The 12,043-nt window shown below is 63.6% G+C and carries 7 protein-coding genes and 1 pseudogene; 4 read left to right on the top strand and 4 right to left on the bottom strand.

The annotated features are described in order from the left end of the window. Positions 1 to 115: 115 nt before the first annotated feature. The gene (locus tag HMPREF9452_RS06780; protein ID WP_009141388.1) at positions 116 to 3,859 is read right to left on the bottom strand and encodes an FtsX-like permease family protein; all 3,744 of its coding nucleotides are present in this window, start codon (positions 3,857 to 3,859) and stop codon (positions 116 to 118) included. A gap of 9 nt (positions 3,860 to 3,868) precedes the next feature. After that, positions 3,869 to 4,570 (bottom strand): ABC transporter ATP-binding protein, encoded by a 702-nt coding sequence (locus HMPREF9452_RS06775; RefSeq protein WP_040362614.1) that lies wholly within the window; start codon positions 4,568 to 4,570, stop codon positions 3,869 to 3,871. A gap of 207 nt (positions 4,571 to 4,777) precedes the next feature. On the opposite strand from HMPREF9452_RS06775, the gene HMPREF9452_RS06770 reads away from it, so the two are divergent. Next, a complete protein-coding gene (locus tag HMPREF9452_RS06770; protein WP_009141386.1) occupies positions 4,778 to 5,338 on the top strand; it encodes a TetR/AcrR family transcriptional regulator in 561 nt (186 codons plus the stop codon). Between the two features lie 627 nt (positions 5,339 to 5,965). On the opposite strand, the gene HMPREF9452_RS06765 is transcribed toward HMPREF9452_RS06770, so the two are convergent. Next, on the bottom strand, positions 5,966 to 6,991 hold the full coding sequence (locus HMPREF9452_RS06765; RefSeq protein ID WP_009141385.1) for an aspartate-semialdehyde dehydrogenase: 1,026 nt from the start codon (positions 6,989 to 6,991) through the stop codon (positions 5,966 to 5,968). Positions 6,992 to 7,046: 55 nt separating this feature from the next. Then, positions 7,047 to 8,411 carry an aspartate kinase gene (locus HMPREF9452_RS06760; protein ID WP_009141384.1) on the bottom strand — a complete coding sequence of 455 codons (1,365 nt, stop codon included), beginning with the start codon at positions 8,409 to 8,411 and terminating at the stop codon, positions 7,047 to 7,049. Between the two features lie 297 nt (positions 8,412 to 8,708). Here HMPREF9452_RS06760 and thrC point away from each other — a divergent pair, with 297 nt between their 5' ends. The 3 genes and pseudogenes from thrC to HMPREF9452_RS06745 all read left to right on the top strand — a co-directional run. Then, positions 8,709 to 10,226, top strand: a complete 1,518-nt coding sequence (gene thrC, locus HMPREF9452_RS06755; protein WP_009141383.1) for a threonine synthase — start codon at positions 8,709 to 8,711, stop codon at positions 10,224 to 10,226. Positions 10,227 to 10,248: 22 nt separating this feature from the next. Further along, positions 10,249 to 11,130 carry a homoserine kinase gene (thrB, locus tag HMPREF9452_RS06750; protein WP_009141382.1) on the top strand — a complete coding sequence of 294 codons (882 nt, stop codon included), beginning with the start codon at positions 10,249 to 10,251 and terminating at the stop codon, positions 11,128 to 11,130. 622 nt (positions 11,131 to 11,752) lie between these two features. Next, positions 11,753 to 12,043 (top strand): annotated as a pseudogene (locus HMPREF9452_RS06745) (IS21 family transposase); the annotation flags it as partial.

Below are 12,043 nucleotides of genomic sequence, written 5' to 3'. Positions count from 1 at the left end.
CTGGACAAACGGGGCGAAACCGGTTTCCTAGCTTCGCCCCGTCTCCCTCGTTCACCATGTGCGAGCGGCCAGCGGATGCAACACGCAGCCCCACGACACCCTGCCCCGCCTCGCGCTACTCCGCGCTCTTGAGCGCGCCCACCATGTCCACGCGGTCGAGCGAACGGTTGGTGATCGCGTTGATGATCAGCGTGAACAGCAGCGACATCGCAGCCGCAATCGCGTACGTGGGCAGCTCCACAAGGGTGTCGAAGTACAGCGACGGCATCCGCAAAATGACCGTAAGCGAGCGCGTGATGGCGTATCCCAACGGGAAACCCGCCACAATGCCCACCAACGTCAAGATAACGGTCTCCTTGTTGATGTAGCGGTACACCTCGCGCCGGCGGAAACCCAGCACCTTGATGGTCGCCAGCTCGCGCTCGCGCTCGGAGATGTTGGTGGTCGAGAGCGTGAACACCACGGCGAACGCCAGCGCTGCCGCCATCACGGTCACCACGTAGACCACCACGTCGATGATCTTAAAGCTCTCGGAGAAGTCGTTGGCGATGCGTGCGGTGCTGGATACGGTCATAAAGAGGTCGTCGGCCGCCAGCGCGTCCGCAAAGGCGATCTGCGCGTCGTCGCCCCCGTTGAGCAGCGCCAAAAACGCATTGGGCGCCGCGTCTTTCCCAAAGGCCTCGCGGTAGGTACTCTGGTCCATAAAGACAAAGTTGCCCAGGTAATTAAGGACGATGTCATCTATACGCACCTCGCCCTGGCGCAGCGAGGAGTCCTGCAGCGTCACGCTATCGCCCAGCGCGAACCCCAACACCTGCTCGGCGTTCTTGGTGATAAGGGCGCCGCCGGCGGGCACCGTGAGCGCGCGGCCGTCCAGGCTCTCCATCTTAAGGTAGGACGAGAGGTCCGTACCGTCCGGCACCACCATGATCTGCACGCTCTCGCGCACGCCGTCAAACTCCGCGGTCACCGAGTCGATGCGCAGGCCCAGCAGCTCGTCCACCTCATCGGCATCGAGTAGCTCGTCGCGCGCGGCGGCGTAATCATCGTCCGCGGTCACGGCCATAAGATCGTAGCGGACCACGCCGGCCTCGCCGTACTGGCGCGGTTTGAGCGAGATCACGGTATCGCGAATGCCCAGGCCGCAGATCAGCAGCGCGGTGCAACCGGCGATGCCAAAGACCGTCATGAAGAAGCGCTTCTTGTAACGGAACAGATTGCGCGCGGTCACCTTGTTGAGGAATCCCAAGCGCTTCCAGATGGGGGTGATGCGCTCCAGGAGGATGCGTGCACCGGCATGGGGCGCCTTGGGACGCATGAGCGATGCCGGGGTCTCTTTGAGCACCTGGCAGCACGCGATGAACGTCGCGCCCACAATGCCCACGGCGAAGAGCGCCACGCCCAGAAGCGCGCTGCCAAAATCGAAGTGGAACTGGAACGGCGGCAGGGCGTACATGGTCTTAAAGATGGTGAAGATGATGGCCGGCAGCGCCAAAAAGCCCAGCGCATCACCCGCGATGCCGCCCGCGATGCACGCGGTTGCCGAGTAGATGAGGTACTTGGACTGGATGCGCGCACGCGAATAGCCAAGTGCTTTGTACAGGCCGATGAGCCCGCGGTCCTCCTCCACCATGCGGGTCACGGTAGTAAGGCTGATGAGCACGGCCACGGTGAAGAAGATCACCGGAAACACCGTGGCGATAGCCTCGATAGAGCTTGCATCCGAGTCCACGCTGGCATAGCTGGGCAGCGCGCCGCGGTCCTGGATGTACCACACGGCGCCCTCCATGTCGCGGACCTCCTCGCGCGCGTCATCGATCTCGCGCTCGGCGTCGGCGCGCTGCTCGTTGTACTCGTCGCGGTTGGCGTCGAGCTCCGCCTGGCCGTCTGCGAGCTCTCCCTCGCTTGACTCCAACGTGGCGCGGGCATCCCGCAGCTTCTGCAAAGCGGACGTGCGCTCGACCTCAAAGGTCGCGGCGGACGAGTCGAGCTGACGCCGGCTTGCCGCTATCTGCTCGCGTCCGGCGGCGACCTGCGCGGATGCGGCCTCGAGCTGCTTGCGCGTGGCGGCAAGCTCCTCGCGCTGCGCGGCAAACTGCGAGTCCGCATAGCTCTGCTGTTGGTCAAGCTCCACAAAACCGCTCGCGATGCGCGGCTCTGCCAGGGTCACGGCGGCGCGACCCTGCACCAGCCCAACATAGGTCTTGGCCTGCTCTTCTATTTGGATAAGCGCCTGGTCGTACTGCGTCTGCAGTTCGGAGAGTTGCAGGCGCGCCGGGGCGATCTGCTCTGCAATCGCATCGCGTGCGGACTCCAGTTGGGCTTTGGTTTGCTCGTAGCCCGGCTGCTGCGGGTCAAGCTGCTCTATCTGCCCCTCAAGCTGGTCGATCTGGGCGAGTGGACCCTCCAGCTGCCGGTTCAGCTGATCAATCGCGCTCTTAAGCTGCGCGGTGCTCTGCTCGCCGTACGCTTGCATCTGGGTGTTGATCGTCTGGACGAGTTTTTCCACCGCGACGGCGGACCGTTCCTCGTCCACCTGCGTGCACACGGTATGCCACAGGTCTTCCGGCCATGCCGCGGCGGCACCCATCTGCTCGAGCATCGCCTTAATCTGCGCGGCGGCATCATCGATCTGCTGCTTTTGCTGCTGAAGCTCCGCCTGCTTGGACTCCAGCTCCGCGCGTGCGGCGGCGATCTGCGCGTTAGCCTGCGCCTGCGCGTCATTAAGCTGGGCCTCGCCCGCGGCAAGTTGCGCCAGGCCGTCGGACACGGTCTTCGCGCTCGCATCAAGCTCCGCCTTTGCGGCTTCAAGCTGCGCGTAGCCCTGATCTATCTGCGCTTGAGCGGAATCCAGCTGCGACATGGCGAGCTTCTCCTGCAGGGAGTACTCGTCCTTACCCGCAGCGAGCTTATCCCAGCCGTCATTGAGCGTCTGCTGGGCCTCGCCGATTTTATCCGCCGCGTCGTCGAGCTTGTCTCGCGCCTCGCGCTCGGCTTTATCTACCTCGTCCAGAGCCTCGTCCTTCACCGCGGAGGTGCGAATCTCCTCGCGGTCCTCGCGGATCTGCTCTGCCTCGTCCTTCACCTTAGCGATAAGGTCCTCGTAGGCGGAAGAATAGCTGGGCAGCTCGCGCGCGCCCGCGACGGAGAGGTAGGCGATGGTGAACACGTCGGGGTCCTCGACCGCGTCGCGCGTGAGGAAGAAGGCGTACTTGGTCGAGCTCGCCGTGCGGAAGCCCATGGTCGAGGTGTCCGAGTTGACGTCCATAGCGTCGCGCACCACCGCGGTGATGGTGTAGGTGCCGCGCCTGAAGATCTCGCCGGACTCTTTTTTCGCATCCGCAGCATCGCCAGAGTCCGCGGAGGTCGAGGTGGACGAGGAACGGCCGCCCTTGGAGAAGAACGTCAGCGTATCGCCCACGCCCTTGCCCGCGGCATCAGCGTACTTGGTGGTGACGGCGACCTCGTCGGCGGCCCGGGGCAGCTCGCCCTCCACCACCTGGGGCTGGTTGAGGCCCTGTGCGGACAGCGCCTTGAGGTCCACTTTCTCGCTGGAGCCGTCCACGCCCGTGTAGGCGGTCTCCGTGTAGGAGCCCTCCGCGGCGTCGACATCGTCCAAATTCGCCAGCGCATCGATGTCGCCCTGGGTTAGGCCAAGCGTGGACTGCACGGAGATGTCGAAGAGGTTTTGGTCGTCGTAATAGGAATCCGCGGTGAGCCGCAAATCATCGCAGGCGGCCTTGAGGCCCACCAGCATGGCGGCGCCCAGAGCGCAGATGATGAAGATGGAGATGAATCGCTTAAGGTTGCCGGTGATGGTGCGGCGAACGTCCGTAGCGAAAGCTGATGGTCGTGACATGGCGCGCACCTACCACTCGATATCGGCGATGGGCACGGGATGCGCGTTTTTCTCCATGGAGGTCACCCGCCCGCTCTTGAAGCGGATGAGGCGGTCCGCCATGGGCGCCAGCGCGGAGTTGTGGGTGATGATGAGCACGGTGATGCCGTCGCGTCGGCAGGTGTCCTGCAACAGCTGCAGCACCTGCTTGCCCGTTTGGTAGTCGAGCGCGCCGGTGGGCTCGTCGCACAGCAGCAGCTTGGGGTTCTTGGCGATGGCGCGCGCGATGGAGACGCGCTGCTGCTCGCCGCCGGAGAGCTGCGCCGGGAAGTTGGCCGTGCGCTTTGAGAGGCCCACCTTGGCCAGGCATTCCGCCGCATCCAGCGAGTCCGGGCAGATCTGCGAGGCAAGCTCGACGTTCTCCAGCGCCGTAAGGTTGGGCACCAGGTTGTAGAACTGGAACACAAAGCCCACGTCCGCGCGGCGATACTCCACCAATTGGTCCTCGCTCGCCCCTCCTATGTCGCGGCCGTCCACCACCACGCGCCCGCTGGTCGCGGTGTCCATGCCGCCCAAGATGTTGAGCGCCGTGGTCTTGCCGGCGCCCGACGCGCCCAAGATCACCGCGAGCTCGCCGCGCTCGACCTCGAAGCTGGCACCGTCGAGCGCGCGGACCTCGCCCTCGCCCGAACCGTATACCTTGGTGACGTCTGAAAACTCTATGTAGGCCATCGCACTGCCCCGTTCATGCCCGCGAGCGGTGCGCGGCGGCATCGCTCGACAACCTGTTGTCTAATTGTTCAGTATAGTTGAGGGCAAACAGCAAGGCGCCATCCACTCGACAGCCCGGCGAGGATTGTCGAGTGGATGGAAGCGCGCGGCGGCGCGGCGCGACAACCCATCCGCACGGCCGCCCAAACCTGCGTAAAGGGGCGAAACATGAAGAAGCAGCCAGCCGTGACCGAGCAGACGCGCGCCAACCTGCGCACGGCGTTTTGGAGCCTGTACCGGGAGAAGCCCACTAGCAAGATAACCGTGCGCGAGATCACCGACCGCGCCGGCTACAACCGCGCCACCTTCTACCTGTACTACCGAGATGTATACGACTTGTTCGAGCAAATCGAACAGGAGATTCTGGACGATGTCGGGCGCTTGGTCGACCAGGGGCTCATGCGTCAGGAGACCTTGGATTTCTCGCACCACATGGGCCTGATTCTTCAACTTGCCCAGCGCTACGACGCATACGTGCCGCAGCTGATGGGTCCGCACGGAGACCCCTCCTTCAGCATCCGCTTGAAGGAGATCTTGGCACCGTTGCTAGACCGCTTTATCCTGCCGGCCCAAGGCATGCCGGACGAACACAAGGCCATCCTGCGCGAATTCTATCTCTCCGGCTTGCTCTCCGCCATCTCCACCTGGGCATCGAACCCCGACAGCATGCCCGTCGACCAGCTGATCGCCCTGGTTGTGGGCGCGGTCATGCCCGCAAGCCAACGCTAAGGCCGATGCCGCGGCGATTGGCGACGGCGCACGGCAGCGCCCGCGCTCGCCGGTCGCGTAACAGTTGCCGACTCCGTGTCATTTTCCATGTAAGCAATTCCGCAACGATATCGCGATCCATGAGGCCTCAAGCTTCCGCAAACGTTATAGTTCCCACAATTTACGGAAGCAAATGGGCGACGATCACCCCATCACTCCAAGCCCAGGACACTCGGGGCATCCGTATATGGCACAAGCCTGCCGCGCGGGGTCGATAGTCCATCTTCCCCAGCGCACCCCACGTAACGATGGTCCTCATCCAAACCAAGCTCAGAAGGGATGATTCGCTCGAGCACGTCAAAATACTTGGTTCTAAACGTTGAAAAGGATTTGATCTCGATGCCGGCAAACGGAGCCGGTCCTTTTCGGCGATGACGTCGATCTCGTTTTTCTTAGTAACTATCATATACATGACTTAGCAATTGCCATATCTTTGCCTTCACAATTATCATACACAGGACGTAAATCTACTCAGAACGCAAAAACCGCGCGCTGCAATCAGGCAACACGCGGTTATCAGAAAAAGCAGTTTGTTGGAAGGCTAAGCCGCGACGGACACCGCCCCGGCTACCGCTCAGCGCGCAAGCGCTATTCGGTCAGCAGCTTCGCGATCTGGACGGCGTTGGTCGCCGCACCCTTGCGAATCTGGTCGCCGCAGCACCAGAAGGTGATGCCGCGAAGGGCCTCGGGATTGGAAATGTCGCGGCGAACGCGGCCAACGTAGATAAGATCCTGGTCAGAGGTATCAAGCGGCATGGGCCAGCGGTCGTGCGCGCTCTCGGCCTCGAGGTCGTCCACCAACTTGACGCCGGGGGCGGCGGCCAGCGCCTCGCGCGCCTGCTCCGGGGTGATGTCGCGCTCGAACTCAAGGGTGATGCTCTCGGAGTGGGAGCGCAGCACGGGCACGCGCACGCAGGTGCAGTTCACGCGCAGCTCGGGCAGGTGCATGATCTTGCGGCCCTCGTTTTGCAGCTTCATCTCCTCAGAGGTAAAGCCCTCGAACTTCTCGCCGCCGATCTGCGGAATCAGGTTGCTCGCCAGCTGGGCGGCAAACGCGCGGGGCGTAGGCATCTCCTCGCCGCGGCCCATCGCGCCAATCTGCGCCTCAAGCTCCAGCATGCCGGGCATGCCGGCGCCGGATGCGGCCTGGTAGGTGGAGACGATCATGCGCTTCACGCCTGCCAGCTGATGCAGCGGCCAGGTAGGAACCAGGCCGATGATGGTGGCGCAGTTGGGGTTGGCGATGATGCCGTGGTGAGAGGCGATGTCGCCCGCGTTGATCTCGGGCACCACCAGCGGCACGCCCTCGTCCAGGCGGAAAGCATGGGAGTTGTCCACAACCACGGCGCCGCGATGCACGGCCTCCGGGTAGAGCGCCTTCGCGACGTCGTCCTCGGCGGCGCCCAGAACAATGTCGACGCCGTCAAAGCACTCGGGAGCGGCAGCCTCGATCACAACCTCGCCCCAGGGGGTCTCGACCTTCTTGCCGGCAGAGCGCGGGCTCGCCAGCAGCTTGAGCTCGCCAACGGGGAACTCCTGCTCCTCCAAGCACTGGAGCATCTGCGTGCCCACCGCACCGGTTGCGCCCACAATGGCGACTGTGTACTGCTTCATGTCGATTACCTCCTAGTTAAGGGAAATGATGGCATTTGCCGGCGCATCGCGCACCTTAGAAGGGAGCGCGGACGGGCTCCAGATCAGACGTCTTCACAATGCCGTTCTCATCGGAGAACGCCTTGTAGATGGTCTTGATAGCCAGGTCGAAGTCTTTCTCCTCGACGCCAATGATGATGTTGATCTCATCGCAGCCCTGGGTGATCATGCGGACGCTCACGCCCTCCTGGCCAAGCATGCCAAACAAATGGCCGGAAATGCCGGGGCGGCCGCGCAGGTTGCGGCCAACGGTGGCGATCAGGGCGAGGTTCTCGACCACCTCGATCTCCAGCGGCTCGACCTCCTCCTGGATATCGGAGACCAGAGAGTAGAGCGAATCCTTCACATCAGAAGCCTGCACCACGGCGGCAAACTGGTCCACGCCGGTGGGCATGTGCTCGACGGAGACGCCGTAGCGCTCGAAGACGGACAGGGCGCGGCGCATGAAGCCGATGCGGCTCTTGGTACGGTCGCGGGCGACGTTGATCGCAAGGAAACCGCGCTTGCCGGCGATGCCGGTGATGATGGGCTCAGAATCGCCCTCCTTGGCGGTCTCGGAGATGATGGTGCCGGGGTCCTCCGGCGCGTTGGTGTTCTTGATAACCAACGGAATGCCCGCGTCGCGAACCGGGAAGACGGCCTCCTCGTGCAGCACGCTCGCACCCATGTAGGAGAGCTCGCGCAGCTCCTCGTAGGTGATGCGCGGAATGGGCTGCGCGCCCTCGACGATACGCGGGTCCGCGGACAAGAAGCCCGAGACGTCCGTCCAGTTCTCGTACAGGTCCGCCTCCAGGCACTGGGCCAAGATGGAGCCGGAAATGTCTCCGCCGCCGCGATCGAGCAGCTTGACCTTGCCCTCCTTGGTGGCGCCATAGAAACCGGGCATGACAAAGCCGCCCTCGCGGGCGTTCTTCTTGACCAGCTCGGCGGTGCGCTTCATGGATAGTGTGCCGTCGTGGTGGAACGCGACCATGTCGGTGGCGTCAATAAACGGCAAGCCCAGATACTCGGCCATCAAGCGAGCGGTAAAGTACTCGCCGCGGCTTACCAGCTCCTCGGTGGTGTAGCCGCCCTTGCTGGCGCGCTCGGCAAACGCGGAAAACTCCTCGCGGATGGGATAGGAAAGCCCAAGTTCGTCCGCGATATCGAAATAGCGCTGACCGATGTCTGCCAAAAGGTCATCGCAGGACACGTGGTAATTCACGTGGGCGTCGACCAGATACAAAAGGTCGGTGACCTTGGAGTCGCCCGAGAACCGACGACCGCACGCGGACACAACCACAAAGCGACGGGCGGGATCTGCGTCGATGATCCCCTTGATCTTCTTGAAGTGCTCGGCATCGGCGACAGAAGAGCCGCCGAACTTGGTGATCTTAATCATGAGAACGCAAAATCCTTCCCGGTGCCCTCGCGCCAAAGACCACCGGATCGCGATATTTCGCAAGGCGTTACTTTAGCGTGAGCAAGTACAATGGATGTTTAGTCTACTAAACCATAGAAGAGCGTTCATGCATAATCGCACTTTTGTTTCCAATCAAAGAACGTCATGTGAATTGCAGCTGAACGGGCATGTTGCCCGTCGCTCCGCAGGACGGCTCGCATGTATGCTCTGATACCATGTGCAGCAACGTTTTACGGGCGCCCGCATGACGCCCACGCACCCATAAGGAGCACGTTTATGGCGACCTACCACAGCACCCGTTCCCGCACCGCGCAGCTCAGCGCTAAAGAGGCCATCCGCCGCGGCATCGCACCCGACGGCGGCCTGTACGTATCCGACGAGCTGGGTCAGAGCAAGATCGACCTGGAGGGCCTTGCCAACAAGGACTACTTCGAGCTGGCGCGTGAGGTGCTGGGCACCCTGTTGCCGGACTACTCCGCAGACGAGATCGCGGCGTGCGTGGACGAGGCCTACGGCAGCTCCTTCGCCTCCGACGAGGTGACCCCGGTGGTCGACCTCAAGGGCGTCGCCGGCGAGGCGGACCAGGGCAACGCCCCCGCCTACGTGATGGAGCTCTGGCACGGTCCCACCAGCGCCTTCAAGGACGTCGCCCTGCAGATGCTCCCCCGCCTCATGGCCCGCACCAGCGCCAACGCCGAGGGCGCTGCCGATAAGATCATGATCGTCACCGCCACCAGCGGCGATACCGGTAAGGCGGCGCTGGCCGGCTTTGCGGACGCTCCCGGCTGCGGCATCACCGTCTTCTATCCGGAGGGCAAGGTCTCCCGCGTGCAGGAACTCCAGATGAGCACGCAGGAGGGAGCCAACGTCTCCGTCTGCGCCGTGCGCGGCAACTTCGACGACGCCCAAAGCGCCGTCAAGCGCATCTTCGCCGATCGCGAGCTCGCCGACCGCCTGGCCGCCGCAGGCGTGCAGCTCTCCAGCGCCAACTCCATCAACGTCGGCCGCCTGGTGCCTCAGGTTGTCTACTACTTCGCCGCGTACGCCCAGCTGCTTCGCGCCGGCAAGATCCAGCCCGGCGACGCTGTTGAGTTCTGCGTGCCCACCGGCAACTTCGGCGACATCCTGGCCGGCTACTACGCCCAGCGCCTGGACCTGCCCGTAGCCAAGCTCATCGTGGCGAGCGACAAGAACAACGTGCTCTTCGACTTCCTCACCACCGGCACCTATGATCGCCAGCGCCCCTTCTACACCACCACCTCGCCCAGCATGGACATCCTCATCTCGTCCAACCTCGAGCGCATGCTCTATTACCTGGCGGATGGCGATTGCGAGCTGGTCGCCGGCCTTATGACGCAGCTCGCCCAGGGCTCCTACAACGTGCCTGCGGAGCTGCTGGCCAAGATCCAGGCAGTCTTTGGCTGCGGTTGGGCGGACGAGGACCAGGTCGCCGCCGCCATCAAGGATTGCTGGGATCGCAACGGCTACCTCATCGACCCGCATACCGCCTGCGGCTACCACGTCTTGGGCCAGGTTCCCGCCGCCTCAGACGCCAAGGCCCGCGTGGTCCTCTCCACCGCCAGCCCCTACAAGTTCCCGCGCGCCGTCGCCGGCTCGCTGGGCCTGTTCTGCCCGCCGGACGATTTCGCCTGCATGAAGGTACTTGAGAAGGCAACCGGCACCGTCGCCCCCGCCCAGCTTTCCGAGCTGCAGCAAAAGCCCGTCCTGCACGATGCCGTGGTGGACATCGACGGCATGGGCGGCTTTGTGGAGCAGGCAGCTGCCAAGCTTTAGTATTTGGACGAGGAGCTTTCCCATGATCAAGATCACCGTACCGGCTACCAGCGCCAATTTGGGCATCGGCTACGACACGCTGGGCATGGCCGTGTCGCTGTACTCGCACTTCACCTTCGATCGCGCCGACTCGCTGCAGATCACCGGTTGCCCGGAGGAGTTCCAGAACGAGAACAACCTGGTCTACGTCTCCTTTGTCGACGCGCTGCGCGAATGGGGCGTCGACCCCTTCCCCGTGAAGCTGCACATCGAGACCGAGGTCCCCGTCGCCCGCGGCCTGGGCTCCAGCTCTACCTGCGTGGTCGCCGGCATCATGGCGGCAGCCGCGCTGACCGGCCACACCGTTGACCGCGCCGAGCTGGTTCGCATCGCCACCGCCGTCGAGGGCCACCCCGATAACGTCGCCCCCGCCATCCTGGGAGGCGCCGTGTGCTCCTTCACACCCGAGGGCGACCTGCCGCGGTGCCTGCGCTACGAGGTCAGCGACCGCCTGCGCTTCATCACCATCATCCCGCCCTACGAGGTCCACACCAGCGAGGCCCGAAAGGTCGTCCCGCAGGAGGTGCCCTTATCCACCGCCGTGTGGCAGATGGGCCGCATCGCCGGCATGACGCGCGGACTTGAGACCGGTGACCTCGATCTGGTCGCCGCCGCTAACGACGACCGCCTGCAGGAGCCCTACCGCCGCGCCCTCATCCCCGATTACGAGGACATTCGCCGCGTCTGCCTGGAAGGCGGCGCCAAGACCATGTGGATCTCCGGCTCCGGCTCCACCCTCATGGCTGCCACAGATGACACCATCGTCGCCAAGTTCCTGCAGGTGCGCCTGCGCGAGAACTTCCCCGCCTGCGAGACGCACATCCTCACCTGCGACACCGAGGGCGCCCAGATCGAGTATCTGTAACGCAGGGCGCAAAACATCCAGCGCTCCGCGCGTGCCTTGCGCTATAAGGGGCTGACCAGACGCACATTTGAGCCACCAGGGGGACCTATCTTAAGGTCCCCTTTTTAATATGAGTTGAACATTGTCAAGTGGCAAAACGTCCCCGCCCCCCGGGGAGCTACCGCGGGGGGCGGGGACGACCTATCTTCACCCGGGGGACGCGCCGCTTGAGGGCGTGTCTGCTCGACGCACGTTCGGCACTCTAATATCCGCGGGTCGGAACCGCATTTCGTTGCTACGGCTGGGGGCCTCCGGCTTCATCGCAGTCTCGTGGCGGGCGTGGCGGTCCCCCGCTGCCCAGAAAAAGGAACTGGAATGGCCTCCCAACGGCCTCGAGCGCGGCGCGCCCCGGGGTCGGACTCCTATCTCGCCGCGGGCGCTACCGGACCATGAGCGCTATCGCCCAGACCCAGCAGGTGTATTTGGTAACGTCTGATTTACGAAAATGGTAAAGGCCGCTTTCCATTCCGGTAAACGAAAATTTTCCGAAATGGTAAGGCCCGCGCCGACCGCCGCCTTGGACCGACAATTGTCGATGCGATCCGATTTCGACATTAGGAGGTCCGGAAAGGAAATGATCGGCGTGGACAAGGTAGAGGATATCAGGAGGAGGGCCAGGAGGGGCGAGTCGGTCAGCGGCATAGCCGCCGCGACCGGCGTCTCGGGCCCGACGGTGAGGAAGTACATCGCGGCGGGGGACCTGTCCCCCAGGCCGCCGGCGACGCGCGGCAGGACGTCGTCTCCTATGATGGAGCCCTACGCCGAGACGGTCGAGGGATGGCTCAGGGAGGACTTGCGCGTGTGGCGCAAGCAGCGCCATACCGCGAGGCGCATCCACGACAGGCTCGTCGAGGAGGAGGGCTTCCAGGGTTCC

The organism is Collinsella tanakaei YIT 12063 (assembly GCF_000225705.1).
GTDB classification, from domain to species: domain Bacteria; phylum Actinomycetota; class Coriobacteriia; order Coriobacteriales; family Coriobacteriaceae; genus Collinsella; species Collinsella tanakaei.
The sequence above is the reverse complement of the archived record's forward strand: the minus strand, read 5'-3'. Positions and strand labels throughout refer to the sequence as shown.